This window comes from Streptomyces sp. NPDC060198, assembly GCF_042728415.1.
GTDB lineage: Bacteria > Actinomycetota > Actinomycetes > Streptomycetales > Streptomycetaceae > Streptomyces.
In genome coordinates this window covers 1-20,229 of record NZ_JBHWZJ010000110.1, presented here as the reverse complement: position 1 = coordinate 20,229, position 20,229 = coordinate 1, and the positions used below count along the sequence as shown (strand labels likewise).

General features: G+C 72.0%; 18 protein-coding genes. 5 read left to right on the top strand and 13 right to left on the bottom strand.

Annotated elements, in window-relative coordinates; all coding sequences use genetic code 11:
- The 3 genes from ACFWEP_RS16205 to ACFWEP_RS16195 all read right to left on the bottom strand — a co-directional run.
- Nucleotides 1–663: PLP-dependent cysteine synthase family protein (locus ACFWEP_RS16205; RefSeq protein WP_387370682.1), on the bottom strand; the 663-nt coding region annotated here is incomplete at its 3' end.
- Between the two features lie 228 nt (nucleotides 664–891).
- Nucleotides 892–1,047 (bottom strand): putative leader peptide, encoded by a 156-nt coding sequence (locus ACFWEP_RS16200; protein WP_387370680.1) that lies wholly within the window; start codon nucleotides 1,045–1,047, stop codon nucleotides 892–894.
- Between the two features lie 111 nt (nucleotides 1,048–1,158).
- Complete coding sequence (locus ACFWEP_RS16195; RefSeq protein ID WP_387370678.1) at nucleotides 1,159–1,989, bottom strand: DUF1684 domain-containing protein; 831 nt, start codon at nucleotides 1,987–1,989, stop codon at nucleotides 1,159–1,161.
- 618 nt (nucleotides 1,990–2,607) lie between these two features.
- On the opposite strand from ACFWEP_RS16195, the gene ACFWEP_RS16190 reads away from it, so the two are divergent.
- Genes ACFWEP_RS16190 through ACFWEP_RS16180 form a run of 3 tightly spaced genes read left to right on the top strand, consistent with a single transcriptional unit; the run spans nucleotide 2,608 to nucleotide 6,497 of the window.
- Nucleotides 2,608–4,020, top strand: a complete 1,413-nt coding sequence (locus ACFWEP_RS16190; protein WP_387370676.1) for an MFS transporter — start codon at nucleotides 2,608–2,610, stop codon at nucleotides 4,018–4,020.
- A complete protein-coding gene (locus tag ACFWEP_RS16185; RefSeq protein WP_387370674.1) occupies nucleotides 4,013–5,119 on the top strand; it encodes an LLM class flavin-dependent oxidoreductase in 1,107 nt (368 codons plus the stop codon). The genes ACFWEP_RS16190 and ACFWEP_RS16185 overlap by 8 nt, the downstream gene beginning before the upstream one ends.
- A 10-nt stretch (nucleotides 5,120–5,129) precedes the next feature.
- Complete coding sequence (locus tag ACFWEP_RS16180; RefSeq protein ID WP_387370672.1) at nucleotides 5,130–6,497, top strand: NtaA/DmoA family FMN-dependent monooxygenase; 1,368 nt, start codon at nucleotides 5,130–5,132, stop codon at nucleotides 6,495–6,497.
- Nucleotides 6,498–6,570: 73 nt separating this feature from the next.
- On the opposite strand, the gene ACFWEP_RS16175 is transcribed toward ACFWEP_RS16180, so the two are convergent.
- Nucleotides 6,571–6,786: a hypothetical protein gene (locus ACFWEP_RS16175; RefSeq protein ID WP_387370670.1), complete on the bottom strand. Its 216-nt coding sequence runs from the start codon at nucleotides 6,784–6,786 to the stop codon at nucleotides 6,571–6,573.
- 517 nt (nucleotides 6,787–7,303) lie between these two features.
- Between ACFWEP_RS16175 and ACFWEP_RS16170 the strand changes: the two genes are divergently transcribed.
- Nucleotides 7,304–8,377 (top strand): endonuclease/exonuclease/phosphatase family protein, encoded by a 1,074-nt coding sequence (locus tag ACFWEP_RS16170; RefSeq protein WP_387370668.1) that lies wholly within the window; start codon nucleotides 7,304–7,306, stop codon nucleotides 8,375–8,377.
- Between the two features lie 18 nt (nucleotides 8,378–8,395).
- Here the strand turns inward: ACFWEP_RS16170 and ACFWEP_RS16165 are convergent, their stop codons facing one another.
- From ACFWEP_RS16165 to ACFWEP_RS16140, 6 genes are all read right to left on the bottom strand, one after another.
- The gene (locus ACFWEP_RS16165; RefSeq protein ID WP_387370666.1) at nucleotides 8,396–9,544 is read right to left on the bottom strand and encodes a winged helix DNA-binding domain-containing protein; all 1,149 of its coding nucleotides are present in this window, start codon (nucleotides 9,542–9,544) and stop codon (nucleotides 8,396–8,398) included.
- A 37-nt stretch (nucleotides 9,545–9,581) separates the two neighbouring features.
- Nucleotides 9,582–10,106 (bottom strand): GerMN domain-containing protein, encoded by a 525-nt coding sequence (locus ACFWEP_RS16160; RefSeq protein ID WP_387370664.1) that lies wholly within the window; start codon nucleotides 10,104–10,106, stop codon nucleotides 9,582–9,584.
- The gene (locus ACFWEP_RS16155; protein WP_387370662.1) at nucleotides 10,103–11,539 is read right to left on the bottom strand and encodes an ATP-binding protein; all 1,437 of its coding nucleotides are present in this window, start codon (nucleotides 11,537–11,539) and stop codon (nucleotides 10,103–10,105) included. The genes ACFWEP_RS16160 and ACFWEP_RS16155 overlap by 4 nt, the downstream gene beginning before the upstream one ends.
- Complete coding sequence (locus tag ACFWEP_RS16150; RefSeq protein ID WP_387370660.1) at nucleotides 11,536–12,219, bottom strand: response regulator; 684 nt, start codon at nucleotides 12,217–12,219, stop codon at nucleotides 11,536–11,538. The genes ACFWEP_RS16155 and ACFWEP_RS16150 overlap by 4 nt, the downstream gene beginning before the upstream one ends.
- Before the next feature lie 139 nt (nucleotides 12,220–12,358).
- A complete protein-coding gene (gene murJ, locus ACFWEP_RS16145; RefSeq protein WP_387370658.1) occupies nucleotides 12,359–14,059 on the bottom strand; it encodes a murein biosynthesis integral membrane protein MurJ in 1,701 nt (566 codons plus the stop codon).
- Nucleotides 14,056–15,228 carry a lipid II:glycine glycyltransferase FemX gene (locus tag ACFWEP_RS16140; protein ID WP_387370656.1) on the bottom strand — a complete coding sequence of 391 codons (1,173 nt, stop codon included), beginning with the start codon at nucleotides 15,226–15,228 and terminating at the stop codon, nucleotides 14,056–14,058. The genes murJ and ACFWEP_RS16140 overlap by 4 nt, the downstream gene beginning before the upstream one ends.
- A gap of 215 nt (nucleotides 15,229–15,443) precedes the next feature.
- Between ACFWEP_RS16140 and ACFWEP_RS16135 the strand changes: the two genes are divergently transcribed.
- Nucleotides 15,444–16,670 (top strand): Ig-like domain-containing protein, encoded by a 1,227-nt coding sequence (locus ACFWEP_RS16135; RefSeq protein ID WP_387370684.1) that lies wholly within the window; start codon nucleotides 15,444–15,446, stop codon nucleotides 16,668–16,670.
- Between the two features lie 95 nt (nucleotides 16,671–16,765).
- Here the strand turns inward: ACFWEP_RS16135 and ACFWEP_RS16130 are convergent, their stop codons facing one another.
- From ACFWEP_RS16130 to ACFWEP_RS16120, 3 genes are all read right to left on the bottom strand, one after another.
- Nucleotides 16,766–17,974, bottom strand: a complete 1,209-nt coding sequence (locus tag ACFWEP_RS16130) for a M48 family metallopeptidase (protein WP_387370654.1) — start codon at nucleotides 17,972–17,974, stop codon at nucleotides 16,766–16,768.
- A 214-nt stretch (nucleotides 17,975–18,188) separates the two neighbouring features.
- Nucleotides 18,189–19,538: an NtaA/DmoA family FMN-dependent monooxygenase gene (locus ACFWEP_RS16125; RefSeq protein WP_387370652.1), complete on the bottom strand. Its 1,350-nt coding sequence runs from the start codon at nucleotides 19,536–19,538 to the stop codon at nucleotides 18,189–18,191.
- A partial coding sequence (locus ACFWEP_RS16120) for an LLM class flavin-dependent oxidoreductase (RefSeq protein ID WP_387370650.1) occupies nucleotides 19,535–20,229 on the bottom strand: 695 nt, incomplete at its 5' end. The genes ACFWEP_RS16120 and ACFWEP_RS16125, both read right to left, overlap by 4 nt.

Here is a 20,229-nt window from a genome sequence, read left to right as displayed (position 1 = left end):
GTACGGGCCGCCGTCGCCGCCCGAGTAGACCGAGGCCTCCGGGTCCGCGCCCACGACCGTCACCCTCCCGCCGCTGACCTCCTTGAGGTACTCGCCGGTCCCCGTGATGGTGCCGCCGGTGCCGACGCCCGCCACCAGGTGGGTGATCCGGCCCTCCGTCTGGCGCCAGATCTCGGGCCCCGTCGTGCGGTAATGGGCCAGCGGATTCGCCGGGTTGTCGTACTGGTTGGCCAGCCAGCCGCCCGGAGTCTCCTCGGCGATGCGGATGGCCGTGGCGTACACGTGCTCCGGATGTTCACGCGGTACGTCACCCGGGCAGACGACGACCTCGGCGCCGTACGCACGCAGCACCGCGACCTTCTCCGCGCTGCTCTTGTCCGGGATCGCGAAGACGCACCGGTATCCTCGCTGGGCCGCGACCATGGCCAGCCCGACCCCGGTGTTGCCCGACGTGCCCTCGACGATCGTCCCGCCCGGAGCCAACAGCCCCTCCTTCTCAGCCGCTTCGACCATGGAGAGGGCGATGCGGTCCTTCACGCTCCCGCCCGGGTTGACGTACTCCAGTTTCGCGTAGACCGGTGTGGGCCCCGGGCCGGTGACGCGGTTGAGGCGTACCAGCGGGGTGTTGCCGACCGCGTCGGCCAGTGAGGAGTGGACGTCCATTGCGGTGCTCCTTGCGTCTGCTGAAGCTGATGCCACCCGGTGGTCCGGCAACGTGACGGCGGACCGGCGTCCGTGCCGGGCTCCGGGACGACGGGGGCGCGCGGGATTGCCGGACACGAGCGCCCCGCGCGGGGGCGAGGGGAGAGGGCGGGACGAACGCCGACACGGTGCGCGCCGCACGTGCGAACTCGTTGCGGGGGCCGCGGCGGGGCGGGTCCGGCGGGAGAGTCAGGCCGGACAGAGCGCGCTGGACGAGCGGCGCAGATCTATGTGCAGCCGGGCGTGCAGACGGGCCTCGGGATGCCGGTCGGGAGAAGCCGTGTCGGACACACCGAAGAGACGGCTCGGAGACACCGCTCCGGTGGCGCTCTGCTGGTACGGCATGAGTGGCGCGGTCCCTTCGCACACAGGGCGTCACCTGTCGGCGACGCCCCTGAACGTACCAGCCCGGAGACCGCGGTGAGAAGGAGATCCCGCCGGGTCGGGCCTTGGGTGTCAGACAGCCGGTCCGCCGCGTTCCACGGGGATGCGCTCGCCGGCCTCGACCGCGACGGGCAGGCGGTTCTCCTTCGGCGGCAGCGGGCAGGTGGCCAGGTCGGTGTAGGCGCAGGGAAGGTTCGCCGCGCGGTTGAAGTCGATGCGGACGAGACCCTGTTCGTCGGGGGCGTCGATCTGGACGGAGCGGTTCGCCGCGTAGGTGGTCACACCGGAGGTGAGATCCGTGAACAGAGCCGTCAGCGAGCCGGGACGTTTGCCGTTGAACGTCGTGAGCCGGTACGTCTCCCCGTCGACCTCGAATTCGACCTGCCCGGGGGAGTCGTAGACGTGCTCCAGGCCCTCGACCGAAGCGCCGACCGTCACCGCACGCGGCTCCTCGAAGGGCAGGAACCTTCCCGGACGGACCCAGTGTGTGGCAGGGGCGTACGCGGGGGTCCCGGTGAAGCCGGTACGCAGGGCGTTCCCGGGATGGCGGGGGCGCAGAATGTCGTGTCCGCCGCGCTTGGCCACCTCGATCACCGAGTCACCGAATCCGGGGAACAGGCTGTCGCGTTCGCCGATGACGCCGAAGTCGTGACGACCTGTCACCGACTGTCCATCGATGGTCAGTTCCTCGCCTTCCGCCAGTTCCACCACCACGCCCGCGGCCGAGGTCGACCAGACCCCCGGGGCGTCCTCGAAGCGCTCCGGTTCGGCGCTCAGCCAGCGCAGGCTCGTGATCGCGAGGAACCCGTGCGGTCCGGCGAGGTTCGCCTCCTTCTCCCGGTGCCACGACTGCCACTCCTCGGTGAAGCTCTCCTGGCCGATGTCGATCCGCGGAACGGTCATGTCCACTCCCTCGTGCTGTGTATCGGGCGGGACCGTGTGGTCCTCCAGGGCGCAACTCCCTGTGGGCCGCTCCGCATTCCCCGATCGGGCGGGAAGTTCCGCACTTCGGGACGGCATTGTTCAACCAGCCTCCACGGGTTAGCCTGCCGAGAGATCGCCCACGCTCCGGTGGGGCGATCCTCCGTATCGGCGGCCGGCACCCGGCCGCCGAACGACCCGAAGAGTGCGAGGTGACCGGCGTGCGGGCGCGACCCTTCAGCGAGCACGGCAGTCATCTTCCGCACCGCGGTGGGTCGTTCGCGCCGCGAGTCGTCCGGCGTCACGTCGACCTGCTCAGGGTGAGCAGCGCACTGTGTACGGACACCGCCCCGCGTCACTGAGCGCGTACCTTCCGCTCCCGCCCACGGCGATCGTGTCCGCCCGGATGTCGCACCCGCTATTCGTGCGTCCGAAGGTCACCGGGTCCCGGGTCGAGGGCTGATCCCCCTGACGTCTTCGCAGGCGTTCCCGCGCGTTCTTCTCCCGCCCTTTCGTGACGCTCCGTCATGCCCATTCGCTCAACCCGCGCCGCGCGACCGCCGTGCCCGGTCTGCCCGCGCGCCCCCGACCGAGAGGATCATGGTGTCCAAGAACACCGCGCGAACAGGGGTGTTCACCGCACTGCGGGTCCGCGACTACCGGATCTACTGGAGCACGGGCCTGGTCTCCAACATCGGCTCCGCGATGCAGGGCGTGGCGCTGGACTGGTTCGTCTTCGACCTCACGCACAGCGGAACCGCGGTCGGCTGGGCGGCGGGTCTGCAGTTCGCCCCGGTCCTGCTCTTCGGCCTCTGGGGCGGAGTGCTCGCCGACCGGTACGACCGCCGCTCCCTCCTGCTGTGGGCGCAGTCCCTGTACGCGGTCCAGGCGGTACTCCTCACGGTCGCCGTGCTGTCCGGGCACGCACCCCTCTGGTCGGTCTATCTGCTGTCGTTCGGCCTGGGCTGTGTCTTCACCGTGGAGAATCCCGCACGGCTCTCCTTCGTCACCGAGTTGGTCGGACCCTCGCTGATACCCAACGCGGCGGGGCTGAACATCCTGTCCCTCAACGCTGCCCGGCTGATCGGACCCGCGATCGCCGGAGTGCTGCTCGGACTGATCGGGGCGGGCGGAGTGTTCGCGGTGAACGCCGTCTCCTTTGTGGCCGTGACCCTGGGCCTGCTGACGATCCGCGCACGCACACCCGCGTCCGACGCTCCTGGAGTCAGGCCGGCGGACGCGCCGGAGCCCGTGAAGCGCGTGCGATGGGCGGGCGCCGGTGTCGAGGGCCTGCGCTACGTCGCCGCCCGGCCCGAACTGGCCGCTGTGCTGGCCCTGTTCGGGGCGGTGTCCACCTTCGCGGTGAACTTCCCGACCACGCTCACCCTGTTCGCCGGGCGGGTCTTCGACGTCGGCTCCAGCGGTCTCGGCTTCATGTCGACCGCGCTGTCCGTGGGCACCATCGCCGGGACACTCGCCGCGACCCGCCGCGTCTCGCCCCGGGTGCGGACCGTGGTCGTCGGCGCCGTCCTCTTCGGCGTCAGCGAGGCGGTGGCCGCGCTCATGCCCTCCTACACCACCTTCCTGATCCTGCTGCTGCCGACCGGGTTCACCCTGATGACCCTCAACACCGCGGTCAGCGCCTTCGTCCAGTCGGAGGTCAGCAACGCCATGCGCGGCCGGGTGATGGCCGTCTACACCGTCGTCTCGATGGGCGGTGCCCCGCTCGGCGGCCCCACGATCGGCTGGGTATCCCAGCACGCCGGGGTGCGCTGGGGCCTCGCCTGCGGAGCCGCGGTCGCCATGCTCGCGGCCCTGGCCGTGGCGCTCCTGCTCGCCGGGCGACAAAAATCCGCCGTCCTCGGCGGGCGACCCCTGCCCGTCCCGCAGCGGCTGCGGCCGCCGCTTCCCTCCCCACCCGCACCCGCACCCGCACCTCGTCCCGCTCGTCGGCGCACGCCGACCCTCGCGTCCCCGGAACCACTTCGACCGGAGGTACACCCTCATGACTGATCGCGACGCCGGGCTTCCCGGACTGCACCTCGCCCTGGAGGCGGACGGCGACGGCGCCCACCCCGCTTCCTGGCGCCACTCGGGACGCCTGCCGGGCGAGGTCCTCGGCCCGCGGGCCCTGCGAGAGGTGGTGACCGCGGCCGAGAGCGCGGGCTTCGGCCTCGTCACCTTCGCCGACTCGCCCCTGCCGCCCGGTGAGGAGGGCGGCCCGGCCGGACGGCTGGAGGCCGGCACACGCGCCGCGTACGTCTCACCGCTGACCGACCGGATCGGCCTCGCGCCCACCCTGCACGTCACCACCACGGAACCGTTCCATCTGGCCACCCAGCTCGCCAGCCTCGACCACGCCTCGCACGGGCGCGGCGCCTGGATCGTCGGCGCGGCGAACGACCCGGACGAGGCCGCCACCGTCGGCGAGCCGGTACGTTCCGCCGCCGCGCTGGTCCGCGAGACCGCCGACGTCATCGACACCGCCCGGTCCCTGTGGGACTCCTGGGAGGACGACGCGGTCATCAAGGACCTCGCGACCGGCCGCTTCCTGGACGCCGACCGGGTGCACCCCGTCGACTTCGAGGGCCCCGCCTTCTCGGTCAAGGGCCCGCTGATCACCCCTCGCCCGCCGCAGGGCCAACTCGTCGTACTGGTCCCGGACGCGCTGGACGCGGACGACCGCGCCGACGTGGTGCTGGTCTCCCGGCCCGATCTCGCCCGGATCGCGGAGCGCGCGGCCGCTGCGAGGGAGGCCGGAGCGCCGCTGGTCTTCGCCGAGGTGGAGGTGGTCCTCGACACGGACATTCCGGCGGCCGACCGGCTGGCGACCCTGAACCAGGCCGCCGCCTGGCCCGAGACCGGACGGCTTCGGCACGTCGGCCCGCCCGAGGCACTGGCCGGCCTGCTGCACGAACTGTCGGGGCTGGTCGACGGCGTCAGGCTGCACCCTGCCGTACTCGCCGTCGATCTGCCGGTCCTGACCGAGCGGGTGCTTCCGGCGCTGGCCGGGGAGCGGCCCGTACCGCGCGCCGGTGACACCCTGCGCGACACGCTCGGCCTCCCCCGCCCCGCCAACCGGTTCGCCGCTCCGGCGGCCACGAACGTCTGAGGTGACCACCATGACCGCACAGAACCCCCAACCGCATCTCCACCTCGGTGTGTTCTACACGGGAGTCGGACCACAGCTGATCTGGAGCGACCCGGACGCCCCCTCGCACACCGAGATCGAGACGTTCGTCGAGATCGCGCAGATCCTCGAACGCGGCCTGTTCGACGCCTTCTTCCTGGGGGAGGGGCTGCGCGTACGGGAGAACCGGGGCCGGGTCTTCGACCTGGACGTGGCCGGCCGGCCCGACGCGATCACCCAGCTGACCGCGCTCGCCGCCGTCACGACCCGCATCGGACTGGTGGCCACCCAGAACACCACGTACAACTACCCGGCCGACCTGGCCCGCCGCCTGGCCAGTCTCGACCTGCTCTCCGAGGGCCGCGCCGGGTGGAACATCGTCACCACCGACAACGCCTGGACCGGCGCCAACTTCCGGCACGGCGGCTGGCTGGAGCACGAACGCCGCTACGAACGCGCCGAGCAGTTCGTCGAGACGGCCAAGACCCTGTGGGCGTCCTGGGCACCGGAAGCGATCGCGGTGGACGGCAACGCCGGCCACTGGGCCCGGCCCGGCACCATCGCTCCGGTCGAGCGCGCGGGCGACCTCGTGACGCTGCGCGCCACCGCCACCGTCCCGGGCAGCCGCCAGGGGCGGCCGGTGCTGTTCCAGGCAGGGGACTCTCCCGGGGGCCGTGAACTCGCCGCCCGCCACGCCGACGTGGTCTTCTCCGCCAACACCGAGTTCAACAAGGCCGCCGCCTACGCGGCCGACCTCCGCGACCGGCTGGCCCGGCACGGCCGGACGCCCGACTCGCTGCGCATCCTGCCCGGCGCGAACGTCGTCCTCGGCGACACCCCGGCCGACGCCGAGGAGAAGGCCCGCTGGGTACGCGGCGAGCAGATCAACGGACCCCGGTCGATCGCCTTCCTGGAGCAGTACTGGGGCACCGACCTGTCCGGTTACGACCCCGACGGCCCACTGCCCGACATCGAACCGAGCGACCAGGAGCTCGACCCCTCCCGGGGAACCCTCGCCGTGGACCAGCGCAGCGGCAAGCTCGCCACCATCCGTAAATGGCGCGAGCTGTCTGCCGAACGCGGCCTGTCCATACGCGAATTGGTGACCGAGGTGTCACCCGGGCACCCGTCCTTCGTCGGCACCCCCGCGTCGATCGCCGACGAGTGGGCCCGCTACGTGCGCGAGGGCGTGGCGGACGGCTTCAACCTCCTGCCGCACCTGCTCCCGGCCTCCGTCACCGACATCGTCGACAAGCTCGTGCCGGAACTCCAGGAGCGCGGCGTCTACCGCACCGAGTACCGGGGCACCACCCTGCGCGAGCACCTGGACCTGCCGCCGCTACCCGCGCCCGGCAGCTGACCCGCGTGGTTCCGCCTCGGCCCACGGGGTGCGGGGCGGGACCGTGCGGGCCGTCCGGGAAGTGTCCGGCGGATCACCGTTCTTCCGGTCCTCCGGACACCGCCTCCCCGACCGCACAGACCAGGACGCGTCCGTCGCCCGTCCCGATGAGGAGCCGGCCGGGCCCGGCCACGGTCAGCGCCGTCCCGACGACGCCCACACGTTTGACAGTGAGCCGTTCGCGCAGGCGGACGCCGCCGTCCTCCACACCCAGCCCGACCATCTCGCCGTCGTCGTAGGCGACGTACACGGTCCCGGCGTCCGCTGCGAGGGCGGTCTGCTCCCGGAAGTGGACACGACTGCCGTCGCGGACGACGTCGCGAGAGTCCTTCCGTCGGCCAGCTGTTCCACCGCCCTGACCGATCGCCGCGAATCCCCTCGCACCCCCAATCGGGAGAGCAGCCGCCGGGCGGCGTCGCGGCCGTCCGGGCGCGGGGCCGCCGACCGCGGTCCGGCCAGATCGCGGCCGGTGAGGGACCGGGCGGGTACGGAGCTCCAGTCGGCCCGACGTATCGCCCTGCCCCGGGTGCCCTGCGGGCTTCGGAGGGCGTGCGGTGCGTACTGACGGTCCTGCGGCGCGCTGGGGGAGTCACCAGTCTCCGAACCGCGCCATCGGCTCGATCGGTTTGGCCTCCTCGTGCGGGAGGTGGGAGAGCAGGGCGTCCGTGAGCGCCGGTCCCGTCCGGATGCGGGCGGACCGTCGCGGGGCGACTTCAGCCTCGTGCCTACTTTCTCGGCTCCGGCAACTGCTTCTGTATCGTGAACATATGAGCGAAACCGCAGCGTGCGGGCACGGCGGAGCCCCTCCGGAGGAGACCGCGGTGCCCCAGCCCACCCGGCCGGGAGTCCTCGGTAGTCCTGCGCGGGGCCGGGTCTGGGGACTGACCGTCTGCACTCTCGTGCTCGCCGTGCCCGCGGCCCTGCTCTTTGTACGGCTGACGGGGATGGACGACGGCACACAACTCGCCGTACCCATGGTGCTGTTCCCGCACTCGGCCGCCCTGGCGCTGCTGGTGCTGGGGGCGACGACCGCCGTTCGCCCGCTGCGGTCCCGGGCCGTGGCCGCCGTGGCCTCGGCCCTGGTCGTGGCGCAGGTGTGCCTGGTGGCGCCGAGGTTCTTCCCCGACTCGGCGGCCCCGGTCCCTCCGTCGGCCGCCCGGTTGCGGGTGGCGACCGTCAACACCGACGAAGGAGCGGTGGACCCGCTGGCGGTGGTGGGGATGGTCCGTGCCGGGCGGATCGACGTACTCGCCGTGGAGCAGACTCCGGCCATGGGGCTCGACGCGCTCGACCGGGCGGGTCTCGGCGACCTGTTGCCGTACCACGCGCTGCGTCCCGAGTACGACTCGTCGATCTACTCCCGCTACCCGCTGTCCCGGCCGGACACCGCGGACATCGACACGGTGTGGCCCCAGACCACCGCCCGGATCGAAGTCGGCGGGCGTACCGTGCGGCTTGTCGCCGTCCACACCTACTACCCGCTCGGGAGCGCGGGGCGGTGGGCCAGGGACATGTCCGCGCTGGCTTCCCTGGCGAGGGAGGAAGGGCCGGACACCGTGTTCCTCGGCGACTTCAACGCCACCCTCGACCACGCCCCGATGCGCTCCCTGCTGGCCGCCGGTCTCACCGACACCCATGCGGAGCTCGGGCAGGGCTGGGCCCCGACCTGGCCCGTCGGCGCCGGGATGGCGCCACCTCTCGTCCAGCTGGACCACGTGCTGCACGGCCCCGGGCTGGCGGGGGTCCGTGTCGGCGAACGCTCCCTCGCGGGTACGGATCACCGGGCCGTCGTCGCGGAACTCGCGGTCCTCCCGGCGGGCGACGCGTCACCGGAGAGCTGAGCGCGTACCGGGCGGAGGTCACCCGGCCGCGAGGACCCGTACCTGCGACCCGGAGATCTTGGTCCACCAGTGGCGGTAGCGGCTGTAGGCCCGGGGGTCCCGGTCCGCCAGCAGGGCGCTCAGGGCCCGGGCCTCCTCGGCGAGCCCTTCCCAGGCGGCGGGAGCCAGGTCGTGGAAGGCCGTCACCTCGATGCCGCCGTCGACCGGATGCCACACGCCCGCGACGTAGCCGTCCACCAGCACCGTCGGGAGCACGTCCCCGTTGACGCGGATCACCTGGCGCCGGTACTCCTCCGGGATCACGCGGCTGCGGTCGGAGTAGGCCAGCAGGACGCTGTCCCACATGGCCATCAGCCGTGGCGGGGCCGGGGTCTCGGCTGCCGGCCGGGCGGCCCCCACGACGTCGAACACCTTTGTCCCGTCCGGGCCTTCGAGCTGCTCGACCGTCCCCAGCGTTCCCAGTGCGCTCAGCGCCTCGCGCACCGGTCCGCGCCGCACCATCGCGAACTGCGCCACGTCCGCCACCGACGCGGGCCCGAACGCCTTCAGGTAGCGCAGTACGAGGTGGCGCGTCGCGTCCGGCACGTGCTCCCGCCCGGTGAACGCGGGGCAGGACGGCGCCGCCACGTACGACGCCCTGACCCCGAACGACCACGGCCCGCCGGCCGGGACGTGCAGCAGGGGAGCGTAGGCCCGCAGCCCCCACAGCGCCCCGTCCTTCCTTTCCGCGCCCACCAGCTCTTCGAGCCACGCGTCCAACTCGGCTTTGGTGCGCGCCTTCCCGGCGAACTTCAGCAGATCCGGCACCAGCCGGCCGGCGTCCTCGGGGGTGAGACCCGTCGCCGCGAAGCGGAACCCGAGCCGGGAGGCGTGGAGCGTCTGCTGCATCGCCTCGCGCAGGACCCGGTAGTCCTCGCCGTGGACCGCGTGGAGGGTGATCCGCATCAGTGTCGCCTTGGCCAGGGTGCCGTCCGAGAACGCGGCGTCCACCTCGGCGGGATCGAAGCCCGCGAGACGGTTCCAGAGAGCGACGTACGGCGAGGCGGGCTGCTGTGCCTGGAGCGCGAGCACCCGGCGCACTCCCTCCGTGGCCTTCAGCGGCTCCCGCCGCAGCAGCAGTTGGCGGTCGAGAGTCGCCCGGTTCAGTTCGCGCGCGGTGATCTTCATGGCGGGAATTGTGCCGGGTTCCTTCCTCCGGCGCGGGTCACACGGGACAGGCGGACGGCTCGATGGACCCGTCGGTTCCTCGTATGGTCACCAGGGCGCCGCTCTGGACGCCGGCTCGCGCCGTGCTCAGGTGCGCCACCGTGCAGACGAGCTGAAGGCGGGCGAGGGTGGAGATCCTGGTGACGGAGGAGCTGAGCCGTATCCGGACCTGCGATCCGTCGACGCTCATCCCCAATGTCGACGCACCGTCGGGAAGTTCGGACCACAGACCCGCGGCCTTCTCCGAAGCGGACGGTCCACCGAAGAGCATCCCCAGCACCTTGTCCGGACCGGGGCCGCTCTCCTGTCCGCCCACGGTGGTCACCCGCCTCGTCACCGGCAGGACCGTACGCGGGGAGGACGGGCCGATGAAGTACAGCACGATGACCGCTGAACCGGCCGGGGCGATCCGGACGGTCGCCGGATCGCCGACCTCGACCACGTCCGTGGGGCGGATGCCGCACCCCGTGGCCAGTGCGGCCAGCGCCGCCGGGACGGCCAGGACCCGCAGTGGCCCCCTCATCCCGCTCCCCTCGGCAGTTCGACGGTGAACACGGCACCTCCGTCGGTTCCATTGGCGCCGTGGACGGTGCCGCCGTGCAGCCGTACGTTCTCCCTGGTGATCGCCAGGCCCAGACCGCTTCCCTTCGATCGGGTACGGGCCGCGTCGGCCTTGTAGAACCGGTCGAAGACGTACGGCAGGGCCTCGGGCGGGATGCCCGCACCGGCGTCCGCCACCTCCAGCACCAGCAGCGGCGTGCCGTCCCGTTCTTCCGGACGCAGCCGCACGGTGACCGGTTCCCCGCCGTGCCGCAGGGCGTTGCCGACCAGGTTGGCGACGATCACGTCGAACCGGCGCGGGTCCAGCGTCGCCCGTACCCCGTCGGGGAGCTCGCAGGCGACGCGATCCTCCCACCGTCTGGCCTGCAAGGACTTGCGGACCGCCTCGGCCACGTCCACCTCGTCGGTGTGCAGGCCGGCCGCTTTCGCGTCGAAGCGCGAGATCTCCATCAAGTCGTCGACCAGGGTCGCGAGTTTGCCGGTCTCCGCGCTGATCAGCCGGACCGCCGCAGCGGTGTCCGCGTTCAGGTGCGCGGCTTCCTCGTCGAGGATTTCGGTGACGGCCAGCATCCCCGTGAGCGGGGTGCGCAGTTCGTGCGACACGTCGGAGGCGAAGCGCCGGGCCCTTTCCTCGGCCTGGCGGAGCTCGTCCACCGAACTCTGGAGCTGGACGGCCGACTCGTTGAACGTTCGCGCCAGTTGGGCGAGTTCGTCGGAGCCCCGCACCGAGATGCGGGTACCGAGTTCGCCGCGCCCGATGCCCGCGGCCGCGCGGCGCAGATCGCGCACCGGGCGTATCACGCTGCGAGCCGCCAGCAGTGCCGGGACGACGGCGACGAGGAGGGCGGGCAGGGCGCCGTTGCGGGCCGCCGTGACCATGGCCGCGATGTTCGCCTCCTCCGGCGCGAGCGGCATCACCGCGTACATCACGAGTCCGGTGCTGTGACGGCCGTCGCCCTGGTCGAACATGACGGGCATGCCGATGGTGAGCCACGCCCGGTCGTCGCGCACGACCCGCTGGAACGAGGCGTGCGCGTTCTCCCGGGCGGCCCTGCGCAGCTGCTCGGTGAGGATCTGCGAGGTGGGCCGGTCGGAGGAGGAGGCCCGCATGCCCGCGTACTCGGCGAAGACGATCCACGTGTGCGGCTTGCCCTCCCGGGCAAGGGTCTCGCAGAGCGAGCGCAGCCGTGGGGCGTCCAGCGGAAAGCCCGGACCGAGCGCCGCGACCCGGTCGCGGAACTGCCCCACTGCCGTGTCCTGAGCCTGCTCCAGCACCGCCGAGCGTGCCTCCCGATAGGTCAGGGCGGCGGTCGTGGCCGCGCTGATCGCGGCCACCAGCAGGAAGGCGGCGACGAGTCGCGTGCGCAGACCGAGATGAGGGCTCAGCACCCTCATGACAGCGGCCCGAAGCGGTAGCCGAAGCCGCGCACGGTCTGGATGTACCGGGGGCTGCCGGCCGCGTCCTCGATCTTCTGGCGCAGCCTACGCACGCAGGCGTCGACGAGACGCGCGTCACCGTGGTAGCTGTGCTCCCAGACGTATTCGAGGAGTTGCTGCCGACTGAACACCTGCTCGGGAGAGGCCGAAAGGTGGAGCAGCAGCTTGAGTTCCGAGGGTGCGAGCAGGACCCGGTCGCCCGCCTTGGTGACGGTGAGCCCGGCCCGGTCCACGGCCAGATCGCCGTGGAACTCGGTGCCGGTGCGGCCCGCCGGCGCGCCGAGTCTGCGCAGGACGGCCCGGATGCGCGCCTCGATGACCTCGGTGCGGGCGGGCTTGACGATGTAGTCGTCCGCTCCCGCCTCCAGCCCGACGACGACGTCGAAATCGTCACCGCGCGCGGTGAGCATGATGATCGGCAGCTGGCTCGACTCCCGGATGCGCCGGCAGACCTGCACCCCGTTGATACCGGGCAGCATCAGATCGAGGAGCACCAGATCGGGTCGGAAGGCGGCGAGTGCTTCCAGCCCGGCCTCCCCGGTCCCGGCGGCGAGGAGCTCGTGTCCCCGGCGGCGGAGGCCCAGTTCGACCCCTTCGCGCACGGAGGGGTCGTCTTCTATCAAGAGCACACGTGGCATGGCGCGAGTATCCCAACGATCATGTTCGAAGGCCCGCCCCGAAGCTCGTCGCCGACGCGCGCGGGGGGCCGGATGTGCTGGGGGCGTGCGAGGCCCGCCGGGTGGAGGTCCGGGCCGTCACCTCCTCGGACGGCGTTCCCTACCGGCGCAGCCGGGCCCGGGCGGACGAGAACAGCGCGCCGGTCTCCCGCAGACGCAGCGGTCGGGCCAACAGGGCGACCACCGACACCAGGACCGCCGCTCCGGCCAGGGCCGCCACCGGATCGCCCGCCCCGGCGCACACCCGGGCCGCCGCGAAGGCGAGCGCGGAGGCGGGCAGACAGGCGGCGATCAGCCGCACGTGCGACCACAGCGCCACCGAACGCCAGGGCGCCTTGCGGCGCGAGGCCGGTTCGGCCAGCCTGCGGTGCAGGACGCAGCCGGTGACGGCGAACCCCGCGAAGAGGGCCAGGGTGTACGCCCCGGCCATCCCGGTCACCGCCCAGCGCGCGGGCAGCAGCAGGTAAACGGCCCCCGAGAGGCCCGCGTTGAGACCGGCGATCACCAGATTGAGCAGGAACGGCGTACGGGTGTCGCCGAGGGCGTAGAACCCCCGAGAGAGCACGTACTGTCCGGAGAACGCGATCAGACCGGGCGCGAAGGCCCTCAGCATCCCTGCCATCACGGTGACGTCGGCACCGTTCGTGCGGCCGTACCCGAAGACCGAGCCCATCACCCAGGGGGCGAGCGCGAACAGGGCGAAGGCCGCCGGCACCACGATCGCGGCGGAGGTGCGCAGCGCGTACGAGAGGTCGCGGCGCACCCCCGGGAGGTCCCCCTCCGCCGCCGCCCGGCTCATCCGGGGCATCAACGCGGTGACCAGCGAAACCGTCACGATCCCCTGCGGCACCACCCAGAGCAGGTAGGCGTTGCTGTACGCGGTGTACCCCGAGCCCCCCGACACCCCCTGGGCCACCGCGTGTTCGCCGGTGAGGGTGGAGAGCCGGGTCACCAGCCAGTACGCCGCCTGGTTGGTCAGGACCAACATCACCAGCCAACCGGCCGCCCGCAGCGGCCTGGTGAGCCCACTGCCCCGCCAGTCGAAACGGGGCCGCCAGCGGAAGCCCGCCCCCCGCAACGCCGGCACCAGGGCCAGTGTCTGCACGACGATCCCGGCGGTGGTGCCCCAGCCGAGCAACCGCGTCTGCGCTGCGCTCGGATCGCCGCCCGCGTTCGCCGCGACGCCGAGATACAGCCCGAAGACGGCGATCACGACGGCATTGTTGAGGACCGGAGCCCACATCATCGCGCCGAACCTGCCCCGGGCGTTGAGTACTTGGCCCAGCAGGGTGAAGAGCCCGTAGAAGAGGATCTGGGGCAGGCAGCAGCGGGCCAGGGCGATCATGAGTTCGGCCTGCTCGCCCGAGTAGTCGGTGTAGGCGGCGACGATCTGCGGAGCCCCGACGACGGCGACTGCGGTGAGGACGACCAGGCCCGCGGTGCAGACGGTGAGGAGCCGCTGGGTGTACGCGGCGCCCCCGTCCGCGTGGTCCTTGGCCGCCCGCACGAGTTCGGGAACGAACACCGCGTTGAGCGCACCGCCGATGAGCAGGATGTAGAGGATGTTGGGCACCGTGTTGGCGACCGTGTAGCCGTCGGCCCGAAGTCCGGTACCGAGCGCGGCGACGACGACCGCCGAGCGTATGAACCCGGTGGCGCGGGAGACCACCGATCCCGCCGCCATCACGGCCCCGCTCCGCAACGCCGAACCGCCCTTTTCCGGGGTGTTCCGCCCCGGCTCCGCGCCGGCGTCCTCCGGATCCGCCGCCGCGACCCGTCCGGTCGCCTCCGCCGGGGTCACCGGTGCGCCAGATAGGCGTGGAGCGCCCGGTACAGAGTGTTGTTGGCCGCGCCGCCCACCGATGTCTCCCATTCCCCCAGGGTCTCGACCACGTGTCCGCCCGTGCCGAGTTTCCAGCGCAGCAGGCCGAACGCGCGGTCCTCGGGGTCGAGGGTGGAGGGTACCCCGCGCATGTCGTACACCGCAGCGCCGTGAGCGAGGGCGTCGACCATCATCTGCCACTGAAGCGCGTTGCTCGGGCGTACCTCCCGGCGGTGGTCGGCGGACGCGCCCGTCTGGTACCACACCCGGCCGGGGGTGCTGATCATGGTGTGCGCGGCGAGTATCTCCCCGTTGTGCACGGCGAGAAGGAGCCGCATCCGTCCGGGGCTTTCCGCGTTGAGCGCCGCGTACTGGCGCTGGTAGTACGCGAGGGAGCGGCCGAGCCGGAAACCGTCGCGCTCCTCCGTGATCCTCAACAAACGGTGGAAATCCGGAAGTTGACCAGCGTCTCCGGTGACCACGCGTACACCGGCCGTCCGCGCCTTACGGATGTTGCGACGCCACTCCTGATTGAGGCCCGCCCAGAGCTGGTCCTGCGTACGGCCTGCGAGCGGCACCCGGAAGACGTGGCGCGGCTGTGCGTCCATGTCGCCCCCGGCCGCACCGTCCCCGCCGCACCGCCGCCATCCCCGCGCGCGCAGCCGTTCGGCGACGGCCGTCCCGAGGGGGTCCACCTCGGTGGCGAGCACGTCGCCGATCCTCCGGCCGGGTCCTGTCGCCGCCTTGAGCCGTGCCGCGTCCCAGCGGCGGTAGTCGGGGGAGGGCCCGATCCGTACCGCGAAGGCGCCCGCCTTGCGCAGATGCGCCATGAGCGGGTCCAGCCAGCGGTCGATCGCCGGGTCCGCCCAGTCGGCCACCGGGCCCTCCGGCAGATAGGCGAAGTACTTCCGGGTCCCGGGGAACTGCCGGTAGAGGACCAGCGCGCTGCCGGCCGGAGTCCCGTCGTCGTGGTGCCAGCCGACCGTCTCCGAGCGCCAGCCGTCCTTCACCCCGGCCCAGGACGGGTACTGGAGGAAGCTCGCCCCGGGGCGGGCAGAGACCCGCGCCAGATGAGCCTCGGCGGAGATCGGCCCCGTCCGCAGACCTCTCCGTCCTTCGTGGCCGCCGGCCACCTGCAGAGCTGACATCCCCGTCCCCCGTCCTGCCGGGCCGACCGCTCGACCTGGCTGCAGAGGGATGGTGGCGACGGCCCGTGACGGAGCCGCACGGTCCATGTGACCGGACGATGACCGTTGTGCTCCGGTCCTCGTCACAGGGGGAGTTCAGCCTTTTTGCCCCGGTGTGGGGAGCCTATGGTCCGGTCATGCCACTGCACCGAGACACACATCCGGAGGTCGTCGCGATGAGTCCCCTGAACCCCCGTACGGACCGCGCCGACAGGACAGGACGCACGGCCCGCCTCACCCTGGTGGCCGGGACGGCGGTCCTGGGCGCCGCCCTCACCGCCTGCTCCGGCAGCGCCTCGGCCTCCGGCTCCGGCACCCGCCCCGCCACCGGGGACGGCACGGCGCGCGCGGAACGGACGGACGTCTCGGTGAACCTCCGGGGCGACAGTGCCCCCGCCGGTGCGCCCGTCACGGTGACCCTCGCCGACGGCACCCTGCGGACCGTCGAGGTCACCGACACCTCCGGCGGGACGCTCGTCGGCCGGATGTCCGCCGACGGCCGCACCTGGACCTCCGACCGCCCGGCCGCTCCGGGCACGCGCTACCAGGTGAAGGCGGTCGACACCCAAGGCGGCTCGGACAACGAGGAGTTCACCACCGCGAAGGCCGGTCTGGTCAACAAGCTCACCCTCGCCCCGGGCAAGAACGTCACCGTCGGCATCGCGCAGCCGCTGTCGATCGTCTTCGACAACCCGGTGAAGAACAAGGCGGCCGTGGAGAAGACCCTCAAGGTCACCACCTCGAACGACACCGAAGGCTCCTGGGGCTGGTTGCGCGACTACTCCGGCAAGGACCGGGCCGACTGGCGGCCGAAGGAGTACTGGAAGCCCGGCACCGGGATCACCCTGGACGCCGGCCTCAACGGCACCGACTCGGGACCCGGCGGCGGGTTCTTCGTCCGCGACTACGCCATGTCCTTCACGGTCGGCCGCGCTCAGGTGGTGAAGGTCGACCTCGACCGCCACCGGCTCGCGCTGGTGCGGGACGGCAGCACCGTCATGGACATACCCGTATCGGGCGGCACTCCCGGCGGCGACAAGGCGTCCTGGCGTGGCACGGCCGTGCTGATGGCGAAGGAGGGCACGATCAACATGCGCTCCGAGACGGTCGGCCTGGGCGACGCCTACGACAAGATGGTCGACTTCTCGATGCGGCTCACCTGGTCGGGCATGTACGCCCACGCCGCGCCGTGGAACGCCGCCTACTTCGGGGTCGCCAACCACAGCTCGGGCTGCGTGGGCATGAGCGACGCGAACGCCGCCGAGCTCTACGGGAAGACGCAGGTGGGCGACCCCTTCGAGATCACCGGCGCGGACACCAAGGGTGTGGTCGCGGAAGGCAACGGCTACGGCGCGTGGAACGTGTCCTGGGCCGACTGGCGGGCCAAGAGCGCGCTGCGCTGAGGGGAGGGGAGGGGATCAGGGAGTCGGGGCGGGGCCTGTCCCCGCCGCGATCCGCCGCCCCGCACGAGCCCCGCCCGCGAAGCGTCTTGACCGCCTCAGCCGGCGAGGCCGTAGGTGAACACCCGGCGGGCCAACGCCATCCGGACATCGGCCAGTTCGGAGGCGATCCGCTGCTCACGGGCCTCGTCCGTGAGCACCGCCGCCTCGGTGGGCGGTCCCGACAGCAGGCTCGCCCGGCGCAGATGGGTCGGGGGGTGGGTCGAGTCGCTGCTGTGCCCCCGGAGCGCGCCCACCCGCCGCAGGCGCTCGTACTCGCGAGGCGGGATCGACTCCAAGTGCGCCGCGAGCCGCTCCCAGAGGCCGAGCCACGGCTGCTTCGCGCCCAGGGAGTCGCGGCGGGCGAGCTGACGCGTGTTCGCCTCGCGGAGCAGGGCGCCCTCGACCGATTCCACCACCGGCAAACGGTCCGTCAGCGACACTGCCGCCGCCGTGGAACCCGCGTGGGCGCCCTTCCTGTCGGCGAGGTACTCCGCCCGCTGGGACGCGCGCAGGGTCAGCAGGTCCAGTACGACGACGACACCGATCACCAGCGCGCGGGGAATGACGGCCAGCGCGTTGATCAGCGCCTGCATCGGCGTCGGGTCCGGTTCCGGCGCGACGTAGAGGAGCAGAGTGGAGAGCGAACGGAAAGCCGTGGCCACGACAGCCCCGTGCCGGGTGTCCCCGTTGCTGAAATGGCCGAGTTCATGGCCCAGCAGAGCGAGGCGTTCCCGAGGGGAGAGGGTCTCCCGGAACGGCAGCCCGATCATGAGCGGGCGCCTGCCTCGCAGGCCGTAGGTCGTCACACACACCTTGACCGTGGTGTTGAGGACGACCACGTCCACACCACGGGTGCCGGTCGCGGCGCCCACCTCGTCGATCAGCGCGAAGAGTTCGGGCGCCTCGGCGCGACGCAGCACCGGATCACCCTCGGGCAGCCGGCCGAAGCGCGGGAGCAGCGTCCACGCCAGCGCGAGCGAGACGACCCCCGGCACCATCCACGCGGTGGCCCAGCCCCTCACCAGGAAGCAGACACCCGCGACGATCACGCCCAGGGTGAAGGCGTGTACCGCGAGAGCCAGCACGAATGCCGCCACGGAGGAGGCGCTCCGGTGCGGGCTCAGGGATCCGCCGCCGGTCACCTCGGCGAGCAGCTTCTCCCCGTGCCGCTGAGCCAGTTTCCGGCGACGACCCTCCAGGAGCCCGTACTTCTTCTCCGGTGGGCTCGGATCGACATTCCAGTCGCACCGGTCGCACCAGGTCACGAACCGGACGCTCGTTTCGACGTCCGACCCGCACTGCGGGCACGGCTGAATCGCCACTTCGGCACCGCGCACGATGCGTCGCCCCTTGTCCCGGCCCCTCCGCAGGAGCCACAACTGCCCTGAGGCGCACAGCTGATCACACCGCTGCCGTCGGATCAAAGCGGAATGTGCAGGTCCCGAGGGCGGGCGGTCGCCTCGGGACCCACGCGGGCACTCAGCCCTTCGGAGTGCGCAGACCCAGGTGGTCGCGGAGCGTCGTCCCCTCGTACTCCGTGCGGAACACGCCCCGCTCCTGGAGCAGCGGGACCACCCTGTCGGCGAACTCGTCCAAGCCGCCGGGCACCAGGTGCGGAGCCAGGATGAAACCGTCGGACACCTCGCTCTGCACGGACTCGTTCAGCGCCCGCGCGACCGTCGACGGCGAGCCGATGATGGTCTGCCGGGCGCTCGTCTCGATCACCAGGTCCCGGATCGACAGCCCCTCCGCCTTCGCCCGCTGCCGCCATTCGGACGCGGTCGCTAGGGGATCGCGGACCATCCGCACACTCGCGCGGCCCCGGGTCACGGTGTGCTCCCCGGTGTCCGGGTCGATGTCGGGCAGCGGCCCGTCCGGGTCGTAGGAGGAGAGGTCCCGGTTCCACACGTGCTCCAGGAACTTGATCGCGGTCTGGCCGCTGACCTGGCTGCGCCGCACCTCGTGCGCGCGCTCCTCCGCCTCGGCGTCCGTGTCGCCCAGTACGAAGGTTGCGGCGGGCAGGATCAGCAGATCGTCCCGCTCCCGGCCGTGACGGGCGAGGCGCCCCTTGACGTCCTTGTAGAAGGCGCGGCCCGGCTCCGGTGCCGAGTGCCGGCTGAAGATGGCGTCCGCGGTGGTCGCCGCGAACTCCCGCCCCTGGTCGGAGTCCCCGGCCTGGAAGATCACCGGGCGGCCCTGCGGGGAGCGCGGCACGTTGAAGCGGCCCGCGATGTCGAAGTGCTGGTCCCGATGTGCGAACGTGCCGGCGTCCGCGCTGCGCAGGAACTGCCCGCTCTCCCGGTCGGCGAGGACCTCGTCCTCGGCCCAGGAGTCGAACAGCTCCCAGGAGGTACGCAGGAACTGCTCGGCGCGGGTATAGCGGTCCTCCTCCGCGAGAAAGCCACCGCGCCGGAAGTTCTCGCCGGTGAACGCGTCCCAGGAGGTCACGACGTTCCACGCCGCGCGGCCTGCCGAGAGATGGTCCAGGGAGGCGAACTGCCGTGCCACCTCGTACGGTTCGTTGAAGGTGGAGTTGATCGTGCCGGCCAGGCCGATCCGGTCGGTGACCGCAGCCAGCGCGGCGAGGATGCCGAAGGTGTCCGGGCGTCCGACCACGTCCAAGTCATAGATCTCACCGCCCTGTTCGCGCAGCCGCAGCCCCTCGGCCAGGAACAGGAAGTCGAACTTGGCCCGTTCGGCGGTGCGGGCGAAGTGGCTGAAGGAAGCGAAGTCGATCTGGCTGCCGGCCTCCGGGTCGCTCCAGACAGTGGTGTTGTTGACCCCCGGGAAGTGGGCCGCGAGGTGGATCTGCTTCAGGTTGTCGCTCATGACTGTCCTCCGGCCCGGACCCGGGCGTAACGGTTGGCGGGGCGCGAGAGGCCGAGGAGGCCGCGCAGCGTGTCGGCTTCGTACGCGCGGCGGAACGCGTCGCGGCTCTGGAGCTCGGGCACCAGCCCCCGGCTGATGGCCGGCAGGTCGTGACCGGAGACCGCCGGACGGAGCCGGAAGCCGGTCAAGCCCGCCCGCTGCCGGTCCAGCAGCAGGTCGGCCAGTTCGGCCGGCGTACCGGTGAAGATCTCGGCGTCGCTCGTCAGGGGAGCGCCGGCCAGGTCGTCCAGGCGCTTGCGGCGCTCCTTCGCCGCCTCGGCCGTCTCGTCCAGGAAGACCACCAGGTCCCCGAAGACGTGCAGGGTCTCCCCGCCGCGTCCGGCCGCCTCCTGGGCGGCCCGGATCTCCTCGGTCACGGCCCGCGCCTCTGCGGCGTCGTGCGGGGTCACGTAACCGACATCGGCTGAACTCGCCACCAGCTCGTACGGGATGGTCGCGTGGGCCAGCGAGGTCACCAGCGGCTGGCCCTGGGGTGAACGCGGCGTGATGGAGGGGCCCTTGACGTTGAAGTGCTTGCCCTCGAAGTCGACGTAGTGCAGCTTCTCGCGGTCGATGAAACGCCCGGTGGCGGCGTCGCGTATCTCCGCGTCGTCCTCCCAGCTGTCCCAGAGCCTGCGGAGGACCTCGACGT